24 protein-coding genes are annotated in these 24,597 nt (G+C 64.6%); 8 read left to right on the top strand and 16 right to left on the bottom strand.

Annotation, left to right across the window (positions count from 1 at the left end; genetic code table 11):
- Nucleotides 1-34 precede the first annotated feature (34 nt).
- The 6 genes from IFT60_RS07620 to ssuE form a co-directional block, all read right to left on the bottom strand.
- A complete protein-coding gene (locus IFT60_RS07620; RefSeq protein ID WP_192051277.1) occupies nucleotides 35-238 on the bottom strand; it encodes a hypothetical protein in 204 nt (67 codons plus the stop codon).
- A 491-nt stretch (nucleotides 239-729) separates the two neighbouring features.
- Complete coding sequence (locus tag IFT60_RS07615; RefSeq protein ID WP_192051274.1) at nucleotides 730-1,503, bottom strand: ATP-binding cassette domain-containing protein; 774 nt, start codon at nucleotides 1,501-1,503, stop codon at nucleotides 730-732.
- A gap of 11 nt (nucleotides 1,504-1,514) precedes the next feature.
- On the bottom strand, nucleotides 1,515-2,306 hold the full coding sequence (ssuC, locus tag IFT60_RS07610) for an aliphatic sulfonate ABC transporter permease SsuC (protein WP_192051272.1): 792 nt from the start codon (nucleotides 2,304-2,306) through the stop codon (nucleotides 1,515-1,517).
- Nucleotide 2,307: 1 nt separating this feature from the next.
- On the bottom strand, nucleotides 2,308-3,459 hold the full coding sequence (ssuD, locus tag IFT60_RS07605; RefSeq protein WP_192051270.1) for an FMNH2-dependent alkanesulfonate monooxygenase: 1,152 nt from the start codon (nucleotides 3,457-3,459) through the stop codon (nucleotides 2,308-2,310).
- A 22-nt stretch (nucleotides 3,460-3,481) separates the two neighbouring features.
- A complete protein-coding gene (locus tag IFT60_RS07600) occupies nucleotides 3,482-4,471 on the bottom strand; it encodes a sulfonate ABC transporter substrate-binding protein (RefSeq protein ID WP_192051268.1) in 990 nt (329 codons plus the stop codon).
- A 29-nt stretch (nucleotides 4,472-4,500) separates the two neighbouring features.
- Nucleotides 4,501-5,091 (bottom strand): NADPH-dependent FMN reductase, encoded by a 591-nt coding sequence (gene ssuE / locus IFT60_RS07595; RefSeq protein ID WP_192051265.1) that lies wholly within the window; start codon nucleotides 5,089-5,091, stop codon nucleotides 4,501-4,503.
- Nucleotides 5,092-5,282: 191 nt separating this feature from the next.
- Between ssuE and IFT60_RS07590 the strand changes: the two genes are divergently transcribed.
- Genes IFT60_RS07590 through IFT60_RS07570 form a run of 5 tightly spaced genes read left to right on the top strand, consistent with a single transcriptional unit; the run spans nucleotide 5,283 to nucleotide 10,246 of the window.
- Nucleotides 5,283-6,500, top strand: a complete 1,218-nt coding sequence (locus IFT60_RS07590; RefSeq protein WP_192051263.1) for an acyl-CoA dehydrogenase family protein — start codon at nucleotides 5,283-5,285, stop codon at nucleotides 6,498-6,500.
- Nucleotides 6,500-7,312, top strand: a complete 813-nt coding sequence (locus IFT60_RS07585; protein ID WP_192051260.1) for a methionine ABC transporter ATP-binding protein — start codon at nucleotides 6,500-6,502, stop codon at nucleotides 7,310-7,312. The genes IFT60_RS07590 and IFT60_RS07585 overlap by 1 nt, the downstream gene beginning before the upstream one ends.
- Nucleotides 7,305-7,967 carry a methionine ABC transporter permease gene (locus IFT60_RS07580; protein WP_192051258.1) on the top strand — a complete coding sequence of 221 codons (663 nt, stop codon included), beginning with the start codon at nucleotides 7,305-7,307 and terminating at the stop codon, nucleotides 7,965-7,967. The genes IFT60_RS07585 and IFT60_RS07580 overlap by 8 nt, the downstream gene beginning before the upstream one ends.
- A 30-nt stretch (nucleotides 7,968-7,997) precedes the next feature.
- Nucleotides 7,998-8,834: a MetQ/NlpA family ABC transporter substrate-binding protein gene (locus IFT60_RS07575; RefSeq protein ID WP_192051256.1), complete on the top strand. Its 837-nt coding sequence runs from the start codon at nucleotides 7,998-8,000 to the stop codon at nucleotides 8,832-8,834.
- On the top strand, nucleotides 8,831-10,246 hold the full coding sequence (locus IFT60_RS07570; protein ID WP_192051253.1) for an LLM class flavin-dependent oxidoreductase: 1,416 nt from the start codon (nucleotides 8,831-8,833) through the stop codon (nucleotides 10,244-10,246). Before IFT60_RS07575 ends, IFT60_RS07570 begins: the two co-directional genes overlap by 4 nt.
- A gap of 69 nt (nucleotides 10,247-10,315) precedes the next feature.
- Here the strand turns inward: IFT60_RS07570 and epsC are convergent, their stop codons facing one another.
- Nucleotides 10,316-11,233 (bottom strand): serine O-acetyltransferase EpsC, encoded by a 918-nt coding sequence (epsC, locus tag IFT60_RS07565; RefSeq protein ID WP_192051251.1) that lies wholly within the window; start codon nucleotides 11,231-11,233, stop codon nucleotides 10,316-10,318.
- A 508-nt stretch (nucleotides 11,234-11,741) separates the two neighbouring features.
- Here epsC and IFT60_RS07560 point away from each other — a divergent pair.
- The 3 genes from IFT60_RS07560 to IFT60_RS07550 all read left to right on the top strand — a co-directional run bounded on the left by IFT60_RS07560 (nucleotide 11,742) and on the right by IFT60_RS07550 (nucleotide 15,771).
- Nucleotides 11,742-13,733, top strand: a complete 1,992-nt coding sequence (locus IFT60_RS07560) for an LTA synthase family protein (protein ID WP_374000625.1) — start codon at nucleotides 11,742-11,744, stop codon at nucleotides 13,731-13,733.
- Between the two features lie 146 nt (nucleotides 13,734-13,879).
- A complete protein-coding gene (locus tag IFT60_RS07555) occupies nucleotides 13,880-15,061 on the top strand; it encodes a GGDEF domain-containing protein (RefSeq protein WP_192051246.1) in 1,182 nt (393 codons plus the stop codon).
- Nucleotides 15,062-15,360: 299 nt separating this feature from the next.
- On the top strand, nucleotides 15,361-15,771 hold the full coding sequence (locus IFT60_RS07550; protein ID WP_192051244.1) for a hypothetical protein: 411 nt from the start codon (nucleotides 15,361-15,363) through the stop codon (nucleotides 15,769-15,771).
- On the opposite strand, the gene nudB is transcribed toward IFT60_RS07550, so the two are convergent.
- The 9 genes from nudB to ubiE form a co-directional block, all read right to left on the bottom strand.
- Nucleotides 15,762-16,238, bottom strand: coding sequence for a dihydroneopterin triphosphate diphosphatase (nudB, locus tag IFT60_RS07545; RefSeq protein WP_192051242.1), 477 nt, complete (start codon nucleotides 16,236-16,238; stop codon nucleotides 15,762-15,764). The two genes, IFT60_RS07550 and nudB, sit on opposite strands and share 10 nt — an antisense overlap.
- 87 nt (nucleotides 16,239-16,325) lie before the next feature.
- The gene (gene aspS / locus IFT60_RS07540; RefSeq protein ID WP_192051240.1) at nucleotides 16,326-18,131 is read right to left on the bottom strand and encodes an aspartate--tRNA ligase; all 1,806 of its coding nucleotides are present in this window, start codon (nucleotides 18,129-18,131) and stop codon (nucleotides 16,326-16,328) included.
- A gap of 79 nt (nucleotides 18,132-18,210) precedes the next feature.
- Entirely contained in the window at nucleotides 18,211-18,798 is a 588-nt protein-coding gene (locus IFT60_RS07535; protein WP_192051238.1) for a DUF502 domain-containing protein, read from the bottom strand.
- A gap of 51 nt (nucleotides 18,799-18,849) precedes the next feature.
- Nucleotides 18,850-19,167 carry an FmdB family zinc ribbon protein gene (locus IFT60_RS07530; RefSeq protein WP_192051236.1) on the bottom strand — a complete coding sequence of 106 codons (318 nt, stop codon included), beginning with the start codon at nucleotides 19,165-19,167 and terminating at the stop codon, nucleotides 18,850-18,852.
- 544 nt (nucleotides 19,168-19,711) lie between these two features.
- Complete coding sequence (locus tag IFT60_RS07525) at nucleotides 19,712-20,320, bottom strand: methyltransferase domain-containing protein (protein ID WP_192051234.1); 609 nt, start codon at nucleotides 20,318-20,320, stop codon at nucleotides 19,712-19,714.
- Nucleotide 20,321: 1 nt separating this feature from the next.
- On the bottom strand, nucleotides 20,322-21,893 hold the full coding sequence (gene ubiB / locus IFT60_RS07520; RefSeq protein ID WP_192051232.1) for a ubiquinone biosynthesis regulatory protein kinase UbiB: 1,572 nt from the start codon (nucleotides 21,891-21,893) through the stop codon (nucleotides 20,322-20,324).
- Nucleotides 21,893-22,624: a ubiquinone biosynthesis accessory factor UbiJ gene (locus IFT60_RS07515; RefSeq protein ID WP_307729670.1), complete on the bottom strand. Its 732-nt coding sequence runs from the start codon at nucleotides 22,622-22,624 to the stop codon at nucleotides 21,893-21,895. Before IFT60_RS07515 ends, ubiB begins: the two co-directional genes overlap by 1 nt.
- A gap of 108 nt (nucleotides 22,625-22,732) precedes the next feature.
- Nucleotides 22,733-23,713 carry a Tim44 domain-containing protein gene (locus IFT60_RS07510; RefSeq protein ID WP_192051229.1) on the bottom strand — a complete coding sequence of 327 codons (981 nt, stop codon included), beginning with the start codon at nucleotides 23,711-23,713 and terminating at the stop codon, nucleotides 22,733-22,735.
- A gap of 67 nt (nucleotides 23,714-23,780) precedes the next feature.
- Nucleotides 23,781-24,515, bottom strand: a complete 735-nt coding sequence (gene ubiE, locus IFT60_RS07505; RefSeq protein ID WP_192051227.1) for a bifunctional demethylmenaquinone methyltransferase/2-methoxy-6-polyprenyl-1,4-benzoquinol methylase UbiE — start codon at nucleotides 24,513-24,515, stop codon at nucleotides 23,781-23,783.
- Nucleotides 24,516-24,597: the final 82 nt, after the last annotated feature.

Here is a 24,597-nt window from a genome sequence, read left to right as displayed (position 1 = left end):
TGGGAGCCGCGACCCCGTACACGTTATGTACCGCTTATTCGAACGCAGGGGCCGCTTCCCAATGCTGACGCAATGCCGCATTGCGGGGCGACGCCAGGTTCTCTGCCTCGGACAAGGGAACGGAAATCAGGCGCGGGCCAGACAGGCGCAGGCCGCAGAGCAGGTCGATATAAAAACAATCATCGTCCACGCTCACTGCTTTCACTTTTTCCTCATGCTTCGGTTCGAATTGTTCCATGCTTGTATTCCCCCAGAATCCGTTGGTTGGACTGTTGCAGTTCAAAAATTCGCTCGACGCGAACTGCTGACAATAGGGGACCGGTTTCCGATTGTCAAACGCAGTTTCTACTGTGCGCTAGCTAACATAACGAATTTCCTCAAGTAATTTTGCCGCAAAGAACTTGTTTCAAGTTGTTACAACGAAAGTTGCCGTAGATAATTTGTTTGAGGTTTCATAGATTTGTATCAAATTGTATGCAAGTTAGCCGGTTTTTAACGGCAATCCGCCGAACTTTCACCAAGACATTAATGAACATGCGTGCGAAAACTGCCAAATTTATGCTTGACGCGTGGCATTTGTACGCCTTGGAGAGATGAGCTTGTAGGACAAAAGGAAGGTCTGCGTTGTATCTACGCCTACAAATAAATTTTATTTGACATTTCACATATCTTTATTCACAGCTTTTCAATATGTCATATAAAGCGGTTCATGATCAAACCGACATGATCTCAAGCGGTGTAGCCGTCGAGCACGGTCGCCAGCAATTCACGCTCGAGGGCCGCAAAGGCCGCGCTGCCACGCTGGCGTGGCCGCGCCAGGTCCACGCGCAAATCGCAAGCAATCTTTCCGTCTTCGATCACCAGCACCCGGTCCGCCAGCACCAGCGCTTCCTGCACGTCATGGGTGACCAGCACGGCACTGAACCCCTGGCGCCGCCACAGCGATTCGATCAATTGCTGCATGCCGATCCGGGTCAGCGCGTCGAGCGCGCCGAGCGGCTCGTCGAGCAGCAGCAGGCCGGGCGCATGCACCAGCGCCCGCGCCAGGGCCACGCGCTGGCGTTGTCCGCCGGAGAGCACCGCCGGCCATTCGCCGGCCCGTTCGGCCAGGCCCACCTGCGCCAGCGCCGCACGCGCCGCATGGAGGTCGACACGGCCGAGCGCCACGTTCTCGAGCACCGTTTTCCATGGCAGCAGGCGCGCTTCCTGGAACATCAGCCGCAGCGCATCGCTGCGGCCGGCGCCGTCGATGGCGATGGTGCCGCCATCGGCCTGTTCCAACCCGGCGACCAGGCGCAGCAAGGTACTCTTGCCGCAGCCGCTGCGCCCGACCAGCGCCACGAACTCGCCCGGCGCGATCCGCAAGTCGATGCCGTCGAGCACGACCCGCGCGCCATAGGTCTTGGTCAGCGTGCGCAGTTCGACGGCGGGCAACTGTGGGGCGGCAGACTGTGCGCTATCGACGGCGGCGACGCGGTGGGTTGCTTCAAAAGCGATCTGCATTGCGGTCTTTCTCAACGGTAGGCGGGATTCCAGCGCAGGAAGCGCCGTTCCAGCAGGCGAGCAGCCAGGTCGGCAGCCTTGCCCAGCAGGGCGTACAGCAGGATGCCGACCAGTACCACGTCGGTCTGCAGGAATTCGCGCGCATTCATGGTCATGTAGCCGATGCCCGACTGCGCGGAAATGGTTTCGGCGACGATCAGCAGCACCCAGACCAGGCCCAGCGAAAAGCGGATGCCGACCAGGATCGAGGGCGTGGCCGCCGGCAGGATCACGTCGCGGTGCAGCGCCCAGCCGGACAAGCCGTAGCTGCGCGCCATCTCGATCAGGCCCTGGTCGGCCGAGCGGATGCCGTGGAAGGTATTCAGGTAGACCGGGAAGAACACACCGACGGCAAGCAGGAACAGTTTCGCCGTTTCGTCGATGCCGAACCAGAGGATCACCAGCGGAATCAGGGCCAGCGCCGGGATATTCCGGATCATCTGCAGGGTCGTGTCGAGCAGCGTCTCGGCGCGGCGTGAACTGCCGTTCAGCAAACCGAGCAGCAGACCGGCGCCGGCGCCGATGGCAAACCCGACCCCGGCACGCCACAGGCTGGTGCGCAGGTGCGACCAGAGTTCGCCCGACACCGCCAGCGCCCAAAAGGCTTTCAAGACCGCCAATGGCTCGGGCAGGATGCGGCTCGACAGCCAGCCGGCCTGGGCCGCTACTTGCCAACCGAGCACCAGCAGCGCCGGCAAGGCCCAGGGCGCCAGCAGCGCTTTTGCACGCTGCGGCCCTTGCGCCGGGAGGGTGCCGGCCGCCATCTCAGGCCGCCTTCTTCGGCACGATGTCGCTGGCCATCATTTCGCCGAAGGGTCCGGTGATCGACTGTTCGCCGCCTTCTTTCCCCTTCCCGAGCAGCGGAAACACCAGTTCGGCGAAGCGGTAGGACTCTTCCAGGTGCGGGTAGCCGGACAAGATAAACGTCTCGATGCCGAGGTCCTGGTACTCGCGCATGCGCGCCGCCACCGTTTCCGGGTCGCCCACCAGCGCCGTGCCGGCGCCGCCGCGCACCAGGCCGACGCCGGCCCACAGGTTCGGCGACACCTCGAGCTTGTCGCGGCGGCCGCCGTGCAATGCCGCCATGCGCTGCTGGCCGACCGAATCCATCTTGGCGAAGGCCGCCTGCGCCTTGGCGATGACGTCGTCGTCCAGGTGGCTGATCAGTTCATCAGCCGCGCGCCAGGCTTCTTCGCTGGTCTCGCGCACGATCACGTGCAGGCGGATGCCGAAGCGCAGCGTGCGCCCGTGTTGCGCGGCGCGGGCGCGGATGTCGGCCAGCTTTTCCGCCACCGCCGCCGGCGGTTCGCCCCAGGTCAGGTAGACGTCCATCTGCCCGGCCGCCAGCTCGTGCGCCGGTTCCGAGGAGCCGCCGAAGTACAGCGGCGGATGCGGTTTCTGGATCGGCGGGTACAGCGTCTTCGCCCCTTTGACCTGGATATGCTTGCCCTCGAAATCATAGCCGGCCGCCCCGCCCTCCCCGGCCAGGCTGGCGCGCCAGACGCGGATGAATTCATCCGAGATCTCGTAGCGCTTGGCGTGGTCGGCGAACAGGCCGTCGGCCTCCAGTTCTCCCTGGTCGCCGCCGGTGACGACGTTGATCAACAGGCGCCCGTTCGACAGCCGGTCGAAGGTAGCCGCCTGGCGCACGGCCATGCCGGGCGTGGACAGGCCGGGGCGGATCGCGACTAAAAACTTCAGCTGGCGCGTGGCGCCGATCAGCGACGCGGCCGTGATCCATGGGTCTTCGCAGGAGCGGCCGGTGGGCAGCAGGACGCCGTCGTAGCCGAGGGTGTCCGCTGCGACCGCGATCTGGCGCAGGTAATCGGCATCGACCGAGCGCGCGCCCTTGGTGGTGCCAAGGTAGCGGCTGTCGCCGTGGGTGGGGAGGAACCAGAAGACGTTCGGGGTAGTCATGATAGGGCTTCTTTCAGGGCGTTCAGAGCGACGCGGTCAGCAAGGCGTCGGCCACGATGATCGGTTTCGGGATCAGTTTCAGGTTGTGGAAAGCGTCGGCAATGCGCTGCTGCTCGCGCAGCACTTCGTGCGACATCGGCTTGACGCCATAGGCATAGCGGCTCCCCGCCAGCTCGACCACGTTGCGCGGCAGGCCGGTCTGCACCGCCAGGATTTGCGCGACTTCGGCCGGATTGGCGCGGCCCCAGTCGTCGACCTTGGCGATCTCGTCGAGCAGGATGCGCGTGATATCCGCGTGCTGTTCGGCGAAGCTGCGCGCGGCCAGATAAAACTGGTGGTTCGACACCAGGCCGCGGCCGTCGGCCAGCACGCGCGCACCCAGCTGCTGTTCGGCGGCGGCCAGGAACGGGTCCCAGATCACCCAGGCGTCGACGCTGCCACGCTCGAAGGCGGCCCTGGCGTCGGCCGGCGGCAAATAAATCGGCTGGATCGCGTTCCAGGGCACGCCGGCCTTTTCCAGCGCCCGCACCAGCAGAAAGTGCACGTTCGAGCCCTTGTTCAGCGCGACCTTCTTGCCGCGCAACTCGGCCACCGTGCGCAAGGTGGACCCTTTTGGCACCACGATCGCTTCGCTCGACGGCGAGGCCGGCTCGTGGCCGACATACACCAGGCGCGCGCCGGCGGCCTGGGCGAAGATCGGCGGTGCCTCGCCGACGGTGCCGAAGTCGATGCTGCCGACGTTCAGGCCTTCGAGCAGCACCGGCCCGGCCGGGAACTCGGTCCATTTGACGGCGATGTTGTGCGCCGCCAGGCGTTTTTCCAGCGTGCCGCGCCCCTTGAGCAGGGTCAGGGTGCCGTATTTCTGATAGCCGATGCGCACTTCTTTTAATGGGGTACGCGGCTGCGCAGCAGCGACGCCGTGCAGGCCTGCAGCTGCGCTTGCAACTGCGCCGGCGGCCAGCAGGCCGAGGTTGCGGCGGCGGCCGGGGCGCGATGGATGGTCGGAATGCATGTGCTCTCTCTTCTCGATATGGATGGGTGTCAGGCGGCCAGTGCCGCTTCGGCGCCGTGGGCCGTGGCGCGCAGCTCAGAGGTGCGCAATTCGAGGGCGCGCAGTTCAAAGGCCAGCTGTTCGACGCCCTGCGCCACGCGCGCGGCAATCGCCGGCGCCGGCGCCAGGCTGCCGTCGGCATTGCGGCCGAGCTGGTCGGCGGTGGCGTAGATGCTCGGCAAGATCGAGCGCGGCGCCATCGACGCCAGCACCGGGTGCAGCGCGTAGTCGAGCGCGAGCATGTGCGACTGGCTGCCGCCGCTGGCCAGCGGCAGCACCAGCTTGCCCGCCAGGCCGTCCTGCGGCAGCAGGTCGAGCACGGCTTTCAGCAAGCCGCTGTAGGCCGCCTTGTAGACCGGCGTGGCGATCACCAGCGCATCGGCCGCGGCAATCTGCGCCAGCATGCGCGCAATGCCGGGCTCACCGCAGTCGGCTGCCAGCAGGGCCTGGGGATCGAGTTCGCGCGCTTCGATGCGGATCAATCGCTGGCCGTGCAGCGCCAGCTTGTCGCCGACGTGCAGCAGCAGGCGCGTGGTCGACGCATTCGGGGATGGGCTTCCGCCCAGCAAGATGACACTCATGTTGTTGTCCAATCGTTCACAGATGAGTACAGCCTAGAGCCGCCCCGGACAAAAGAACACGAATCGTTTTGCACATCCATATGCGCCCGGCGTTTTAAGGTTTGGCGCATATCGATGGCCGGATTTCTTCGTTCACGCGCGCCAAACGGCGTTGCACACTAGTTGCCACTTACTCATCAAGGCCAGTCCCGATGTCTTCTTCCGTGCAAGCTTTACGCGTTCCAGAATCCGGCGCAGAATCCAGCGCCGACGCCGGTGCGCTGGCCATCGCCACCCGGCTGGCCGCGCAATTCGCCGCCACCGCCGTCGAACGCGACCGCGCCGGCGGCCATGCCGCTCACGAACGCGCGCTGATCCGCGACAGCGGCTTGCTGACGCTGTCGATTCCAACCGAATTCGGCGGCCAGGGCGCGCCCTGGTCGACCGTCTATCAAGTCATCCGCATCCTGGCGCGCGCCGACAGCGCGCTGGCCCACCTGTTCGGCTTCCACCACCTGCAACTGGCCGGCCTGGCGCTGTACGGTTCCGCCGTCCAGCAGCGCAACCTGTACAGCGCCAGCGTGCAGCAGCGCCTGTTCTGGGGTAATGCCCTGAACCCGCTCGACCGGCGCACCACGGCGCGCGCCACGCCCGGCGGCTATGTCCTCGACGGCGTCAAAAGTTTCGCTTCGGGCTCGGTCGGTTCGGACTGGCTGACGGTATCGGCCTGGGATGCGGCGGCCGGCGCCGCCCTGATCGGGGTGCTGCCGACGCGCCAGCCGGGCGTGCGGGTCGAGGCCGACTGGGATGCCTTCGGCCAGCGCCAGACCGACAGCGGCAACGTCAGTTTCGACAAGGTGTACCTGCCCTCGGCGCTGGTGCTGCAGGCGCCCGGCCAGGTGCCGACCGCGCAATCCACGCTGCGTTCGCAGGTGGCGCAACTGGTGATGACCAACCTGTATCTCGGCATCGCCGAGGGCGCCTTCGAGGCGGCGCGCGACTACACGCTGGAACAGGCGCGGCCCTGGTTCGCTTCCGGCGTCAACGAGGCGACTGCCGACCCTTTCGTGCAGCACCGCTATGGTGAATTGTGGCTGAAAGTGCGTCCGGCGACGCTGCTGGCCGACCACGCCGCGCAGCTGCTCGACGCCGCCTATGCCCGAGGGGCGGCCCTGAGCGCGCGCGAACGCGGTGAAGTCGCCGTGGCCGGCGCCGAAGCCAAGGTGCTGGCGCACCGCGCGGCCATCGACATCGGCAACGAGATGTTCGAACTGACCGGCGCCCGTTCGACCTCGGCGCGCTTCGGTTTCGACCGCTACTGGCGCAACGCCCGCGTGCACACGCTGCACGACCCGGTCGACTACAAGCTGCGCGACCTCGGGCGCTATGCGCTCGAAGGCCGCCTGCCCGATCCGACCCCGTATTCGTGATGAACGCGCCCTCTTCCACCGCGGACATCGCGATCCGCCTCGACGACGTGGCGCGCAGCTTCGTCCTGCCCGACGGCAGCCGCTTCGAGGCCGTGCGCGGCGTGACGCTGGCGATCCGCGCCGGCGAAATCTATGGCCTGGTCGGCCGCAGCGGCGCCGGCAAGTCGACCCTGCTGCGCCTGATGAATCTATTGGAGCGCCCCGAGCGCGGCCGCGTGCTGGTCGACGGCGCCGAACTGACCCGCCTCGACAAGCGCGCGCTGCGCAATGCGCGGCGCCGCATCGGCATGATCTTCCAGCAGTTCAACCTGCTGCAGAACGCGACCGTGTTCGACAACGTCGCCTTCCCGCTGCGCATCCACGATGCGATGAATGCGCCGCGCCTGAAAGCGCGGGTCGAGGAATGCCTGGCGCTGGTCGGCCTGGGCGACCGCGCGGCCAGCTATCCGGCCCAGCTCTCGGGCGGCCAGAAGCAGCGCGTGGCGATCGCGCGCGCACTGGCCAGCCAGCCGGCGGTGCTGCTGTGCGACGAACCCACCTCTGCGCTTGACCCGGAAACCACGCGCGGCCTGCTCGAGACCCTGCGCGACATCAACCGCCAGCTGGGCGTGACGATCGTGATCGTCAGCCACGAATTGCAGGTGCTCGGCACCTTGTGCGACCGCGTCGCCGTCATCGAACATGGCCTGGTGGCCGAGGAATTCGCGCTGGCCGACCACAGCGCGCCGCGCAAGACCGCCCTTGGGCGCGAACTGGCGTATTACGGTACCGAGGTCTTCGCCGCGGCCGCATGGGGAGATGCACATGCCTGAATCGATTCTCGTCGTTCTTCCGGACCTATGGACGGCCTTTCTGCAGACCGCGCTGATGCTCGGCATCGGCTTGACGAGCGCATTGCTGATCGGCGGCCCGCTCGGGATCCTGCTGTTCCTGGTCGCCGACGGCCAGGCGCTGCAGAACCGCACGCTGGCGCTGGTGCTGGGCTGGATCGTGAACACGGTGCGCTCCTTCCCCTTCATCATCCTGATGGTGGCGCTGGTACCGGTTACGCGCAGCCTGGCCGGCACCTCGATCGGGCCGCTGGCGGCCGCCGTCCCCCTGTCGTTCGCCGCGATTCCGTATTTCGCGCGGCTGGTCGAGCAGAACCTGCGCGAGGTGCCGCGCGGCGTGATCGAGGCGGCGCAGTCGATGGGCGCCTCCGAACTGCAGATCGTCCTGCGCGTGCTGCTGCCCGAAGCGCGCGCCGCCCTCGTGCTCTCGCTCACCGTGCTGGCGATCAGCTTCCTCTCGTATTCGGCGGTGGCCGGCGTGGTCGGCGGCGGCGGCATCGGCGACCTCGCCATCCGCTACGGCTACTACCGCTTCGAGACCGACGTCATGGTGTTCACGGTCGTGATCCTGGTCGCCCTGGTGCAGCTGATCCAGCTGAGCGGCAGCCGCCTCGCGCGCCGCCTCGACAAACGCTGACATTGTATTTATCCCTGAAAGGACTGCCGCATGCGCCACCCCCGCCGTTCCCTGCTCGCCGCCCTGCTCGGCCTGACCCTTGCCTCGACCATGATCGGCAGCGCCCAGGCGCGCGACCCGAAAGAACTCGTCATCGGCACCAGCGCCGGCCCGTATGCCGACCAGGTCCGCCTCGGCATCAAGCCGATCCTCGAACGCCAGGGTTATAAGGTCAAACTGGTCGAATTCAACGACTACATCCAGCCCAATTTCGTCCTGGCGGAAGGCGCGCTCGATGCCAACGTCTTCCAGCACATCATCTACCTGACGCGCTTCGCCGAGCAGCACAAGCTGGCCCTGGCGGAACTGGTCAAGATTCCGACGGCGCCGATCGCCATCTACAGCCACAAACATACATCGCTCGACGCGGTGCGTCCCGGCACCACGGTGGCGCTGCCGAACGACCCCACCAACCAGGCGCGCGCGCTGGTGATGCTCGACCAGCTTGGCTGGATCAAACTAAAACCCGGCATCGACCCGATCAAGGCCTCGGAAAAGGATGTCGCCGCCAACCTGCGCCAGATAAAACTGCTGCCTCTGGAAGCGGCCCAGCTGCCACGCTCGCTGCAGGACGCCGACTATGCTTTCGTGAACGGCAATTTCACGCTCGCCTCGGGCCTGAAACTGCGCGACGCGCTGCGCCGCGAAACCATCTCGCCGAGCTATGCCAACCTGGTTGCCGTGCGCAGCGCCGACCGCGAGAAACCGTTTGCGCGTGATATCGCCGCCGCCTACCGCTCGCGCGAATTTTTGGAGGTGACGAACCGCCTGTTCGCCGACTACGCCAAGACCGACTACCAGCTGGCGTTGGTGAAGAGCGCCAAATGAGTGTCTTCAAGCCGATCCGCTTCAACGCCTTCCAGATGAACACGGCGAGCCACCAGTCGCCTGGATTGTGGCGCCATCCGCGCAACACGGCGCTGTACCTGGACGCCGCCTACTGGGTCGAACTGGCGCAGGTGCTCGATGCGGGCGGCTTCGATGCGATCTTCCTGGCCGACGTGCTGGGCGCCTACGACGTGTATGGCGGCAGCGCGGATGCGGCGTTACGACACGGCGTGCAGCTGCCGCTGAACGATCCGCTGGCGCTGGTGCCACTGATCGCCCAGGCCACCACGCGCCTCGGCATCGGCGTCACCGCCGCCGTCAGCTACGAGCATCCTTACACGTTCGCGCGGCGCATGTCGACGCTCGACCACCTGAGCAGCGGGCGCGTCGGCTGGAATATCGTCACCGGCTATCTCGACAGCGCCGCGCGCAACCTCGGCCAGGAGCGCCAGCTCGGGCATGATGCGCGCTACGACCTGGCCGACGAATTCCTGGAAGTCGTCTACAAGCTGTGGGAGAAGAGCTGGGAAGACGGCGCCGTGCTGCGCGACCGCGCGCGCGGCATCTACACCGACCCGGCCCGCGTCCATCCGATCAATCACCGCGGCACGCACTACACGGTGCCCGGCATCCACCTGTGCGAACCGTCGCCGCAGCGCACGCCCTTCCTGTACCAGGCCGGCGCCTCGCCGCGCGGGCTGGCCTTCGCGGCGCGCCATGCGGAAGCGACCTTCGTCAGCGGCCCGACGCCGGGCATCGTCAAACGCTATGTCGACGGCGCGCGCGCCGCCACCCGTGCGGCCGGGCGCGACGGCGACGCCCTGCTGGTGTATGCGCAGGCGCTGATCGTTACTGGCGCCACCAACGATGCAGCGCAGGCACGCCTGCGCGACTACCAGCAGCACATCGACATCGACGCATCCTTGGCCCTGCTCTCCGGCTGGACCGGGGTCGACTTCGCGCGCTACCGGCTCGACGACACCATCGACTACATCGACACCGACGCCGGCCGTTCGGCGCTGGCCTCGCTCAGCGTGGCCGATCCGAACAAGCGCTGGACGGTGCGCGAAGCGGCGCAGTTCATCGGCCTGGGCGGGCGCGGGCCGGTGCTGGTGGGCGATCCGGCGCAGGTGGCCGACCAGCTCGAAGCGTGGATGGAGTCGACCGGCATCGACGGATTCAACCTCGCGTACGCGCTGCCGCACGACGACATGGGCGCCGTCGTGGAGTTAATTGTGCCGGAATTGCAGCGGCGCGGCCGCTACCGGCACGCTGCAGCCGCCGATGCCGGCGCTGTCACGCTGCGCGAAGGCCTGCTTGGCGCCGGGCCGCGCCTGGTCAGCAATCACCCCGGCAGCCAGGTACGGATCGCCGCGTCCGGCGCGCATTCTCCGCTCCGTCCTGCAGCCTGATCCTGCGGCATCCTCGACCGCCCGCACGCGGCGCACGCGCTCCGAGGCTTAGTCAGTCCTTAAGCGACCTTACGCGCCGCGCATCTGCGCCTGGGTGACGTTGCTGCCCGGCGCGACGCTCTGCGTCAGCCAGACATTGCCGCCGATGGTCGACCCCGCCCCCACCGTGATGCGCCCGAGGATGGTGGCGCCGGCATAGATGACGACGTCGTCCTCGACGATCGGATGGCGCGGCGCCCCTTTGACCAGGGCCCCGCTCTCGTCCGTCGGGAAGCGGCGCGCGCCCAGGGTGACGGCCTGGTACAGGCGCACGTGGCGGCCGATGACGGCCGTTTCGCCGATGACGACACCGGTGCCGTGGTCGATGAAGAAGCTGGCGCCGATCTGCGCCGCCGGGTGGATGTCGATGCCGGTCAGCGTGTGCGCGATGTCGGCGCCCAGCCGTGCCAGGAAGGGCACGCCGAGGCGGTGCAGGCGGTGCGCGATGCGGTGGTACAGCACCGCGATCGTGCCGGGGTAGCACAGCATGATTTCGGCGACCGAACTGGCGGCCGGGTCGCCGGCGAGCGCTGCCTGCACGTCGGAGACGATCAGGGCGCGGATCTCGGGCAGGCTGGCGGCAAACGAGCGCGTGATCGCCCGCGCGCGCTCGGCCAGCTCCGGCTCGGCGATGTTTTCCAGCTCCGGATTGAAGCGCAAGCCGCGCCGTACCTGCTCGACCAGCTGGTCGAGGGTCACGTTCAAGGTATCGCCGACGAAATAATCGATGCTCTCGTCGTTCAGGTCGGGACGGCCGTAATGCGTGGGAAACAGCGCCGCGCAAACGCCTTCGATCACCTGCCTCAGCACCGTGCGCGACGGCAGTTCGCGTACGCGTCCCTGGTGGCGGATGTTATGGGTCGATTCGCGCGACGTACGCAGCGCGTCGATAATGGGGCCGAGGTGCCAGTGATTGGCGCCGCCCTGGTCGTGGAAGTTGTCGTTCATGCACCCAGCCTACTCCAAGGCGAGTCAAAAATGAACGATTTAGATCACACTTCTTTATTCATCAACAATGCCGTTAGTACCTCTTGAGAGTAAGAAATTTCTCTCCAACATTGATTGCTAGCGCCAACACCGCAGCCGTGACGGATGCATAGACCCGTAAGGTGGGCGGCTATACCTAAGCGCGCGCCTGCCCGCTGCCTGAACGCCGCCCACGCGTTCACCACACTCAGAACCGTCGCGACGCATCACCGGCTGGTTGAACGCGTGGGCGGCGCACGCACCGCTGATCCGCAAGCCGAAGAGATGGAGCCGCCCACCTTACGGGTCCAAGCATTCTTCCTCAAAAAAATCGGCTCAGTTGACTGCATTGCTGCCAGGGCGATTTAACGCCTTCTTAACGCCCACTTCACATTGCAACGATACCGCCTCCCGTAAGCTGGCCCATGGCCATGTTCGGATCAACCGCATCGCCAGTCCCGATACACAAAGTAAAAACAGGAACATGACGGTGATTCGAGCATCAGGCCTTGGCATCAAACTGCATTCAATCGGAAACAAGCTGGCACGCAGTACCCAGTGGGCCGGACCGTATGCTCCACTGTTCCAGATCCTGCTCATCGGCCTGGCCCTGCTGTCGTTCTCGCGCGCCGCGCTGGTGGCCTGGCAGTGGGAGCGGGTCCAGCCCACCGGCAGGCTGCTGCCGATTCTGGTCCAGGGCGTGCGCGCCGACTTGATCCTGCTCGGCTACTTCCTGGCCATTCCCCTGCTGCTGGCGCCGCTCCTGGCGCACCGGCGTTTCTCCCGCTTCTGGAAAAGCGCGATGGCCAGCTGGGGCACCTTCGCGCTCGTCTTCATCCTGTTCATGGAACTGTCGTCGCCACAGTTCATCATGCAATACGATATTCGCCCGAACCGGCTGTTCGTCGAGTACCTGGCCTATCCGCGCGAAGTGTTCGCCACCCTCTGGAACGGCTTTCGTATTGCGCTCGTCGCCGGCCTGGCCGCCACCCTGCTGATCGGCACGGTGCTGTATCGCCTGCTGCGCCATGCGTCCGCCGCCAGCGTCATGTGGCCGTCGCGCAAGCTGCTGTTGCTCTGGCCGCTGTGCTGCGTGCTCGTGTTCATGCAGGTGCGCTCGACGACGGCGCATCGGCCCGCGAACCCGGCCATGTTCGCCCTCACCGCCGACGCCATGGTCAATTCCCTGATCATCAATTCGGGATGGTCGGTGCTGACGGCCCTCGGTTCGATGCGCAACGAGAGCGTCTCGTCCGAAATCTACGGCGCCATCCCGCGCAGCCGGGTGCTGGCCGAAGTACGCTCCGCGCCCTGGCTGCGCGACGCCCGTTTCGACACCCCCGCCTTGCCGACGCTGCACCACCAGCAAGCCGCGATCGCCCGCGCCAGGCCGCTCAACCTGGTGATCGTCCTGCAGGAAAGCCTGGGCGCGACGTTCGTCGAATCGCTCGGCGGCTTGCCGGTGACGCCCGAGCTGGAAAAGCTCAAGGGCGAAGGATGGTGGTTCGAGCAGATGTATGCCACCGGCACTCGCTCGGTGCGTGGCATCGAGGCCGTGGTCGCCGGCTATGCGCCGACGCCGGCGCGCAGCGTCGTCAAACTGTCGCTGGCCCAGCAAAATTTCTACACGCTGGCAGCCGGTCTCGGCCAGCAGGGTTATCACACCGAATTCGTGTATGGCGGCGAAGCCCATTTCGACAACATGCGCAGTTTCTTTTCCGGTAACGGTTTCAAGAAGATCGTCGACCGGGCGCAAATGCAGCCGGCTTTTGTCGGCAGCTGGGGCGCATCGGACGAAGACCTGTTCGACAAATCGCTGCAACGCCTGGCTTCCCTGCACGCGCAAGATAAACCGTTCTTCAGCCTGATTTTTACCTCATCGAACCACGAACCCTTCGAATTCCCGGACGGGAAAATCAAGCTGCACGACCCGGCCAAGCAGACCGTCAACAACGCCGTCAAGTACGCCGATTTCGCGCTCGGCAAGTTCATCCGCGCAGCGAAACAGCAGGCCTACTGGAAGGACACGGTGTTCCTGATCGTAGCCGACCACGACAACCGGGTATACGGCAACAGCCTGGTGCCGATCAAGAAATTCCATATCCCGGCACTGATCCTCGGCGCCGACATCGAACCGAAGCGCATCGCCACCATCGCCAGCCAGATCGACCTCGGCCCGACCTTGCTGTCGCTGCTCGGCGTCTCCAGCACCCACCCGATGATCGGACGCGATTTCGCGCGCGACAGCACCAGCCCGGGCCGCGCCATGATGCAGTTCGATAATTATTTTGCCTGGCTCGAAGGCAGTTCGGCCACCATCCTGCGCCCTGGCCAAACGCCGCTGAACGCGCGCTACGATGCCGCCACCGGCACGCTCGACCTCAAGGCCGGCCTGCCCGACGATGCGCGCGTGTCGAAAGCCATGGCCCACGTGATGCTGCCGTCGCTGCTGTATCGCGAGCAACGTTATCGGGCATTCTAAGCGCGAAGGCTTGTCTTGCATCCAGCGCATGCAATTGTGACATTCGTGAACTGGAAACACCGCGGTACTAGTGCCTGGACTGCTGGGCTATACTGGCACTGCTCGACGCCCCCCCCCTCGCCCACCGCCCTCAGGCCTCGCCTTCAATGTCCTTTGATATTGCCTCACTGCTCGTTGCCATGACGCTTAGCGTGTCGACGATGGCGCTGGCATTGACGACGATCATGGGCAAGGTCAATCGCGCAGCCCGGCTGGCTCAGGCGGGCGCCGTGCTGCAGGCGGTCGGCTGGAGCCTGCTGCTGGCATCAGGCGCGATGTTCCCGGGCGGCGCCGCCGACTTCGCGCTGTCGGTCTTGTCGATGGCCTGCCTCTCCAGCAGTTTTGCCTGCAACGCGGCCGCCTTCGAATTGTGGTGCGGGCGTACGGCTCCCGCCCGCGCCCCCGCCATCGCTGCCTTCCTGATGACAGCCGGCTATGCCGCCGGCTTTTCCCATTACGCGTTTCGGGTCGGCTGGGCCAATGGCTGGCTGGCGGTACAGATGGCGCTGACGATCGCAACGCTCGCATGCAGGCCATCCGTGCCGGTTGGGCGCTGGCGCTGGCTGCTGGTGGCCGGCCTGACGGCGCAGATGATCGTCACGGTCTGGCGTGGCGTGCTGGGCGCCTTTTTCACCGAGCAGTTTCCAGCCTTCCTTACCCCGCATCCGGTGAACCTTGCCTTCGCCATGGTGACCAACGTGACGGCGGTGCTGAGCATGGTGAGCATCCTGCTGGCACACCGCGACGAAGCGGCCCGCGCGCTCGAGCGGCTGGCCACCACCGACAGCCTGACCGGTGCGCTGAACCGGCGCGCCTGGCTACTGCAAGCCGACGTCGAACTGGCCAACAGCATACGTTATCAAAGGCCGATCGGCGTGCTGATGATCGACCTCGACCACTTCAAGCACATCAACGACACGCGTGGCCATGAAGCCGGCGACCATGCCCTGCAGTTCTTCGCGCAAGCGCTGCGCGCGACCTGCCGCACGGGCGATTCGGTCTGCCGCTACGGCGGCGAAGAATTTTGCGTGCTCTTGATGAGCGCCGAAGCGGATGCGGCGCGCGCCTTCGACCAGCCCCTGCGCGCCTACCTGCTCGATGCCTCCCTCCTCGAACTGGGCCATCGGCTCGACTACAGCGCCGGCGTCGCGCTGCGTGGCCTTGGAGAAGCGCGCATTGCCGACATCCTGCGCCGTGCCGACCAGGCCCTGTACCGCGCCAAGGCACTGGGCCGGGGCTGCACGGTCGATGCCATCGATATGCCGACGCAATCGGCAGTGATTGCTTAGAGCCTATCCCAGTGGCCCGGAGTCGCCGCGAGCGCGCCTGACAAGCGGGTGCTGCGTTGCTCGTCAGTTGCATGGCCCGCCATGCGCCATCCTCGCGCCTTGCCCACGCTTGCCATGCATCGCCTACGCGCATGTCACTCGCAGCTTCCCCCGGTCTACTGGGATAGGCTCTGAATACCTTCCAAAAGGCGCGCAGCTTACAGATTGACACTTTTCTTACAGTGCAACCGACAAATTTGTCCGTATTTACTGACAAAATGGAGGCGTGCATTTATCAATATCTGAATTCGGAGACCATCATGCGATTTGCTAACCACACCATCCTGCGCCTTGCCGCCGTCCTGGCCCTGACCGCCGCTTCCACATCCGCGTTTGCCCAGAGTGCCGAGTATCGCCGCGGCTACGACGCCGGTTTTGCCGCCGGCCAGCGCGCCGCCCAGGACGACCGCCGTGGTGGCCCGGGCCGGGATCGCCTGCGGATCGAAGAAGCGAGCTACGGTGCGCGCGGCGCCATGTGCGATGCGCGCCAGGCGGTGCGCCAGGAAGCCGAGCGCAATGGCGGCGTCGTCGTCGCCGGCAATCACCTGTGCGGCGATCCGGCACGCAACGTCGAGAAACGCCTGAACATCGTCTACCGTTGCGGCGACAGCCAGCCGCAGCGCATCGTCGCGCGCGAAGACGACACCCTGCGCCTGAGCTGCTACCGCTGAACGCGGCCCTGGGCTTGTTCGACGTCGACGTGCCGCGGCAATTGCAACACCGCCTCCGCATTCGACGACGAAAAGCATCTATCCGCCGCTTCCAGCAGCGGCAGCCAGGCGTACTGCAGGTGCTCGCGCGGACTCAAAGTGATCGGGATATCGCGCGGCACGCACACCGAGAACACGTGCTCGGTGTTGTGGGTCACGCCGGGCGCGTAGCGGTGGCGCCAGGTCGGATAGATTTCGTAGACATTCGACAAGTTCCAGTCGCGCAGTCGGATGCGTTCGCCGTCGGCGACGATCCCCGTTTCCTCGAACAGTTCGCGCGTGGCCGTCGCCAGCAGCGGTTCGTCCGGCGCGTCGAGCGAGCCCGTCACCGATTGCCAGAACCCGGGCCGGTCGGCGCGCTCGATCAGCAGCACCTGCAACTCCACAGTGTGGATGACGACCAGGACCGACTCAGGAATCTTGTGCACGCGCGCTTCTCCGAAACAAAATAAAAAGGCCGGCGCATCGTTGGATGCGCCGGCCCCTATTCTACCCAGCCCTAAGGCCGAGCGCTTTTAAGCAACTTTCGGCGCTTCATTGCGCAGGCGGATGTGCAGTTCCTTGAGTTGCTTCTCGTCGACTTCCGACGGTGCATTGGTCAGCAGATCTTGTGCGCGCTGGGTTTTCGGGAAGGCGATCACGTCGCGGATCGATTCCGAGCCGGTCATCAGCGTGACCAGGCGGTCCAAACCAAACGCCAGGCCACCGTGCGGCGGCGCGCCGTATTGCAGGGCGTCGAGCAGGAAGCCGAATTTCAGCTGCGCTTCTTCGGCGTCGATTTTGAGGGCACGGAACACTTTGCTCTGTACGTCTTCGCGGTGGATACGGATCGAACCGCCGCCCATTTCCCAGCCGTTCAAGACCATGTCGTAAGCCTTGGCGATGCAGGCGCCTGGATTGGTTTCCAGCATGTCTTCGTGGCCGTCTTTCGGGGCCGTGAACGGGTGGTGGGTCGCGGTCCAGCGGTCGTTTTCTTCGTCGTGCTCGAACATCGGGAAGTCGATGACCCACAGCGGCGACCAGGTGTCGTCGAACAGGCCGGCCTTCTTGCCGAATTCCGAGTGGCCGATTTTCACGCGCAGCGCGCCGATGGCGTCGTTGACGACCTTGGCTTTGTCCGCACCGAAGAAGATCAGGTCGCCGTCCTGCGCGCCGGTCAGTTCCAGGATCTGGGCCAGGACCTCGTCCGAGATGTTCTTCACGATCGGCGACTGTAAGCCTTCGCGGCCCTTGGCCTTTTCGTTGACCTTGATGTAGGCCAGGCCCTTGGCGCCGTAGATGGCGACGAACTGGGTGTAGGCATCGATTTCCGAACGCGGCATCGAGGCGCCCTGCGGCACGCGCAGGCCGACCACACGGCCGCCCGTCATGTTGGCGGCGCTGTTGAAGACCTTGAATTCGACCGACTTCATCAGCTCGGTGAGTTCGGTGAATTCCAGCTTGACGCGCATGTCCGGCTTGTCCGAACCGTAGGAACCCATGGCGGTAGCAAAATCCATCACCGGGAACGGGTTCGGCAGGTCGATGCCGGCGGCGTTCTTGAAGACGACGCGCATCATGTCTTCGAACAGGTCGCGGATTTCCTGTTCGGTCAGGAACGAGGTTTCGCAGTCGATCTGGGTGAACTCAGGCTGGCGGTCGGCGCGCAGGTCTTCGTCGCGGAAGCACTTGGTGATCTGGTAGTAACGGTCGAAGTTGGCGACCATCAGCAGCTGCTTGAACAGCTGTGGCGATTGCGGCAGCGCGAAGAAGTTGCCTGGATTGACGCGCGATGGGACCAGGTAATCACGTGCGCCTTCCGGGGTCGACTTGGTCAGCATCGGGGTTTCGATGTCGATGAAGCCGAGGTTGTCGAGGTACTTGCGCACTTCCATCGACACTTTGTAGCGCAGGCGCAGGTTGCGCTGCATCTGGCCGCGGCGCAGGTCGAGCACGCGGTGCGTCAGGCGGGTGGTTTCCGACAGGTTGTCGTCGTCCAGCTGGAACGGCACCGGCACCGATGCGTTCAGCACTTCGACCGCGCTGGCGTTGATTTCGATCTTGCCCGACTTCAGGTTGGCGTTGGCCGTGCCTTCCAGGCGGTTGGTCACGGTGCCGGTGATGCGCAGGCAGTACTCGTTACGCACGTGCTCGGCGGCCTTGAACACATCCGCATTGTCCGGATGGCAGACGACCTGCACCAGGCCTTCGCGGTCGCGCAGGTCGATGAAGATGACCCCGCCGTGGTCGCGGCGGCGATGCACCCAGCCGCACAGGCTGACGGTTTGGCCCAGCAATTCTTCGGTCACGAGGCCGCAGTAGTGAGTACGCATGGAGGACATATTTTCTCTATTCCAGGTTGGTGTATCGGTGCCGCCTGCAGCGGCTTTGATGCTTGCTATTGTAGTCCGCTCGGGGAGCTTATTCCGGTGCCACGACGCCCATCGACACGATGTACTTCAGGGCCGCATCGACCGTCATGTCCAGCTCGACGACCTTGCTGCGCTCCATCATCAGGAAAAAGCCCGAGGTCGGGTTCGGGGTGGTCGGCACGTACACGCTGACGTATTCGCCGACCAGGTGATTCTTCACGTCGCCGCCGGGTACGCCGGTCAGGAAGGCGATGGTATAGGAATCGGCATGCGGGTAAGGAATCAGCACCGCCTGGCGAAAGGCATTGCCGGACGACGAAAACAGCGTGTCGGACACTTGCTTGACGCTGCCGTACAGCGAGCTGACGACCGGGATGCGTTTCAGCAGCCGTTCACCGACGCGCACGATGTAGCCGCCGACCAGGTTGTTGGTCAGCAGGCCGGTGATGAAGACGATGGCGATCGTCAGGATCGCGCCGATGCCCGGGATGTCGACGCCGATCAGCCGGCGCGGCTGCCAGCGTTCGGGCACGAACAGCAGCGACTGGTCGAGCGTGCCGATGATCATGCTCAGCACCCAGGCCGTGATGGCCAGCGGTACGAGGATCAGCAAGCCGGTCAGGAAGTATTTGCGCATCAAGTTCTCATTGTTCTTATTGCTGCGGCCTGGAGGCCGCAGGGAGCAGCATCAGGATGCGCTCGTGTCGCTCTTGGCCGCCGGCGCCGGGCTGGCGGCCGTGCTGCTCTCGCTGCTACTGCTGGCTTCAGCCGCGGCAGGCGCCGCCGCACTGGTGGCAGACGCGGTCCCCGTTGCCGGCGCTTTGCCGCCACGGAAATCGGTGACGTACCAGCCCGAACCCTTGAGCTGGAAGCCGGCGGCGGTGACCTGTTTCTTGAACGCGTCTTTGCCGCACGACAGGCAGGTCGTCAAGACCGGGTCGGAAATTTTTTGCAGTACATCTTTGGAAAAACCGCATTCATCGCAGCGGTAAGCGTAAATCGGCATTGTGATACTCCGCAAAAATCTTCAAAACCCTGAATTATAAAGGTTTTAGCGGGCTCTGACGGACTGATGGACCGGGCGGTGCCGGCAGCGATTGCCTGCGAAAGCGGCAGCGCCGGGAAGTGTTGTTTTTAATCAGCATTTCAACCGTACCATTTGCCGAAAATCAACTTAGCTGCTTAAATAGCATTCTCGACAGCAGATGCTGCCGGCAGGTTCCGGCTTGCTGGAACCAGGTCAAAGAAACAGAAGTTGGCGCGATGTCTCATCGCCGCATGGCCGTACAAGAATGCTGCAGTTAAAAGCCCGCGATGCGGGCTTTTTTTTGGCTGAGTACAGGGAAGCACTAACCTGTAAGGCGGGCGGCTACACCCTTAGGCATGCTGACCACCGGCATGTGAGCCGCCCACGCGTTCAACAGGCAGATGCGTCGTCGCGAGGTTTCAGGTTGCGGTTGAACGCGTGGGCGGCATTCAAGCAGCGGACAGGCAGATGCCTCGGTTTAGCCGCCCACCTTACGGGTCTGTGCGTTCGTTCCCGGAAGAACTCAGTTTGCGTCGCCCAGCCTTTCCCACACCATCCAGCGTTCCTGGCCAGCAAAGACAGGCAGCGAATCGACCACATCCCCCTCTTCCACCAGCGCGAAATGCGGCGTCAGCAACGCCTCCAGTTCCGCCCGCGCAATGCCGAACGGCGGCCCCTTGGGCGTACTGCCAAAGAAAAAGAAGCCGGCCAGCAGTGCGCCGGGCGGCAGCAGCGCGGCATAGCGCGCCGCCACCTGCGGGCGCATGGCAGGCGGCAAGGCGCACAGGAAGGCGCGTTCGTAAATCAGGCCCAGGGCTTGATCCGGTTGCCAGCTGAAAAAGTCCGCCTCGACTACACGCGCTGCCCACGGCCCGACCAGCGCCCGCGCACGGCTGACGGCCGCAGTCGAAAAATCGATGGCGGTGGCATCCCATCCGGCGTCGGACAAAAACTGCAATTCGTAGCCGTTGCCGCATCCCGGAATCAGCACCGTGCGCGGGGCGCTGTCGCGTGCAACGAAATCGCGCAACGCCTGCGGCACGCCGCCCAGGTCCCAGGGCGTAAAGTCCTGCTCGAAGCGCTCGTCCCAGAATTGCGGGGTATTCGGATCGCGGCGGCTGAATTCAGGCATGTCAGAAGGTCGTGCCATAACGCGCCAGCACGGCCGCGAAGATGATGCCCGAGGCGATGCCGCCGGCCAGCCAGGCAACGAAACCGATCAGGCGATTGGTGCGGCGCTGTTCGACCACCAGCAGGGCCAGCAAATCCTGCGTCGCCGCATGTGGTTGCGCCTGCTGCTCGAGCGCGCGATGCGCCAGGCGCGGCAGTTGCGGGAAAATATGGGCGTAGCGCGGCGCCTCGGCTTTCAATCGCTCGACCAGGCCGCGCCAGCCGACCTGCTCGCCCATCCAGCGCTCGAGGTACGGCTTCGCCGTTTTCCACAGATCGAGGTCAGGATCGAGCTGGCGTCCGAGTCCCTCGATATTCAGCAGGGTCTTTTGCAGCAGCACCAGTTGCGGCTGCACCTCGACATTGAAACGGCGCGAAGTCTGGAACAGGCGCAGCAGGATCTGGCCGAAGGAAATGTCTTTCAATGGACGATCGAAAATCGGCTCGCAGCAGGCGCGCACCGCCGATTCGAGTTCGTCGACGCGGGTAGTGCTCGGCGCCCAGCCCGATTCGATGTGGGCTTCGGCCACGCGCTTGTAGTCGCGCCGGAAAAAGGCGAGGAAGTTCTGCGACAGGTAATCCTTGTCGAAGTCGTTGAGGGTACCGACGATGCCGAAATCGAGGGCGATGTAGCGGCCAAAGGTTTCCGGCTCGACCGAGACCAGGATGTTACCGGGGTGCATATCGGCATGGAAAAAGCCGTCGCGGAAGACCTGGGTAAAGAAGATTTCGACGCCGTCGCTGGAGAGCTTTTTCAGGTCGACGCCTTCGGCCGCCAGGCGGTCGATCTGCGAGACTGGAATGCCGTTCATGCGTTCCATGACGATCACGCTGTTGGAGCAATAGTCCCAATACATTTCCGGAACCATCAGCAATTCAGAGTCCGCAAAATTCCGGCGCAGCTGGCTCGCATTCGCCGCCTCGCGCATCAGGTCGAGTTCGTCGTGCAGGTATTTGTCGAACTCGGCCACGACTTCGCGCGGCTTCAGGCGCCGGCTTTCGGCCCAGACGCGTTCGAGCAGGCCGGTCGCCAGGTGCATCAGGGCGACGTCTTCGTCGATCGTTTTCTTCATGCCAGGACGCAGCACCTTGACGGCAACCTGCTTGCCGTTTTTCAGCGTCGCGAAGTGCACTTGCGCGATCGAGGCCGACGCCACCGGCACCGGATCGAAACTGGCGAACAATTCGTCGGGATGGGCGCCGAGCGCGGCCGTGATCTGGGCAATCGCCTGGTCGGACGGAAATGGCGGCACGCGGTCTTGCAGCAGCGCCAGTTCGTCGGCGATGTCGGGCGGCATCAGGTCGCGCCGGGTCGACAGCACCTGGCCGAATTTGATGAAGATCGGCCCCAGTTCTTCCAGGGCCAGGCGCAGGCGGATCGCGCGCGGAGTGGTGATGTGGCCACGCCAGAAAAACATGCCGCTGACAAAACGTGCCGTACGAGGGGCATTGAAGCCGGACATTGCGATTTCATCGAGGCCGTACTTGGTTGCGACCGTGAAGATTTTAAGCAGGCGCAGGAATTTCAATATCATCAGCTATCCAGGGTGGAATCCCCGCTCGGGCGGGTTGTCGGAATGAGGGCGCTGGGCGGCGCCACTTGCACGCTAAGTTGCTGCACCGGTTGCTGTGCCGGTTGCTGCGCCGGCTTTTGCGCGGCCAGCTGTTCCAGCCGGGCGATGCGCTTGGCGGTGCGTTCGACGTCGTCGCGCAGGCGCACCACGTCGGCGCCGAACGCGTCGACGTCGGTCGGTCGCGTCAGCACCGGGCGCTCCTCGACCAGGAATTCGGCCAGGTTCTCGGCCAGGCGCCGGCCGCCGGCATTCACATTGGCAAAGACACTGCGCGCGCCGCCGGCCAGGCGGCTGGCGCCGATCGGCCCGAACAGGCGCTCGAGGTCGTGCTCGGGTTCCCAGCGCAGGCCGCGGCTCAGCTGCGAGATCGTGTTGGCAAATTCGGCGTCGCCTTCGATGCGCACATAGGAAAACGCTCGCTCGCGGTTTTGCGCGATCAGCGGCAGGTCGGTCAGCTTGACGTGGATGGTGACGCTGGCAATCGCCTCGGGCGCCGCCGCTTCCAGCAAGCCGTCGGCCCCTACGCGCAGGCGCAGCGCCAGGTGGCCGGTATCGATGACGGCGATCTTGCCGGCGTGACGCTGCAGAGAAGCGCGCGCCCAGGACTCGTCCGCCAGCAAGTGGTTGATCGTGGCAACGGCAGACACCGTCAGGGCGCGTTGCGGCGCCAGGAATAGAGGGCTCGGGAACATGGAATGGGTCGCGAAAAAAACAAAACCGCCCGGGTTGAGGCGGGCGGTTTTGATCTTACCAGTTTGCCGGGCACAAACCCGGGCGCACAGGAAAGTTTGTAAAAAACATTAAGCCAGTTGCTGAATACCCGCGAGTACCCAACCCGTATTGCCCGACAACGGCTTTTCCATGTTCCAGACTTCGGTAAATGGCTCGGCCGGTGCATTCTGGGCGGTACGGATCATGCCATTGAACTGGACGCTGGCGAGGTAATCGCTGGCGGTGGTTTCGATGCCGAGCAGCTGGGCGTCGATCGAGACGACGTCGGTGAAATCGGCATTCGCGCCGCGTTCGGCGATCTGCATTTTCAGTTCAGCAAACACTTCCGGCGTCGTGAATTCGCGCAGGTCGGCCACGTCGCCTTTATCCCAGGCAGCCTGCATGCGGATGAACGAGGATTTCGCATGACGCAGGAAGGCCTCGTCGTCGAAGTCGGCCGGCACGCCCCATTGCACGTGCTGCGCCGGTGCAGCTGCACCCTTGTTCAGCGACACGCCAGCAGCGGTTCCCTGGAACGATTGCGGTTGCTGCAGGCCCGAACCGATTTCAGGCGTACCAACGGGAACTGCACCAGCCGGCAGCGGCTGCTGATTGAAACCGCCCTTGAACTGGGCATTCGCCGGGGTATCCTTGCGGCGGAACATGCGCACGATGAACATGACGGCCAACGCCAGCAGCGCGATCATCAGGACCGAGGACAGGAACGACGCCATGGCGCCGCCGATGCCCAGGTGCGAGAACAGGGCGCCCAGGCCCAGGCCGAGCAGTGCGCCACCCAACAAGCCTTTCCACATGCTCGGCTTGGCCGCCTGCGCGGCACGGGCGCCGGCGGCGCCGGCAGCAGCGCCGGCAACCGGCGCGGCCGGGCCTGGCGTCGCCGCCTGGCGGTTAATCGGCGCGGCCGGGGCCGGTGCGGGGGCAGGCATCTGGCGCACCGTCTGCGACTGGCGCCCGAAGGAGCGCTTGCCGCCCATTGGACGGGCGAAAGCTTCGGCAACCATTGCCGTGGTGCTCAAGGCCAGTACCATCGTAACCAGGAATTTTTTCATTTCACATGCCCCCTTAAAATTTGAGCTTAGCTTAATGCCTAAAGCTTAACGCTCCCTTAGCGCGTGTTTAGAGCTTGATGCCGGTATGCAGCGCCGCCACGCCCGCCGTCAGGTTGAAATACTGGACGCGTTCCAAACCCGCCGTTTCCATCATGCCTTTCAGCGTTTCCTGGTCCGGGTGCATGCGGATCGATTCGGCCAGGTAACGGTAGCTCTCTGAATCGTTGGCGATGCGCTGGCCCAGCCATGGCAGCACCGAGAACGAATACACGTCGTACGGCTTTTGCAGCGGCGCCGCGACTTTCGAAAACTCCAGCACCAGCAGCTTGCCGCCCGGTTTCAGCACGCGGCGCATTTCCGCCAGCGCCTGGTCCTTGTGCGTCATGTTGCGCAAACCAAAGGCGACGCTGACCCGGTCAAAATAATTGTCCGGAAATGGTAACTTTTCGGCATCACAAAGCAAGGTGGGGGTCACCAGACCCTTATTCAATAGCCGATCGCGGCCGACGCGCAGCATCGACTCGTTGATGTCGGTCAGCCAGACTTCCCCGCTCGGCCCCGCCTGTTTGGCAAAGGCTTTCGACAGGTCGCCGGTACCACCGGCAATGTCGAGCACCTTGAAGCCTGGACGGACACCGGCCTGGGCAATGGTAAAAGTCTTCCAGATGCGGTGCAGGCCGCCGGACATGAGGTCGTTCATGACGTCGTACTTGGCGGCGACGGAATGGAAAACCTTGGCGACCTCGTGGACCTTCTCGTCCTCGGAAACGGTTTTATAGCCGAAATGGGTGGTGTTGGTCATAGTGCTCTGCCGGTTGATCTTGCCGCATTATACAAGCGACATGCATGCGGGGCGCGTGGCAGCGCCTGTGCGGCCGGGCAAG

The organism is Massilia sp. CFBP 13721, assembly GCF_014842025.1.
Classification (GTDB): Bacteria; Pseudomonadota; Gammaproteobacteria; order Burkholderiales; family Burkholderiaceae_D; genus Telluria.
The sequence above is the reverse complement of the archived record's forward strand: the minus strand, read 5'-3'. Positions and strand labels throughout refer to the sequence as shown.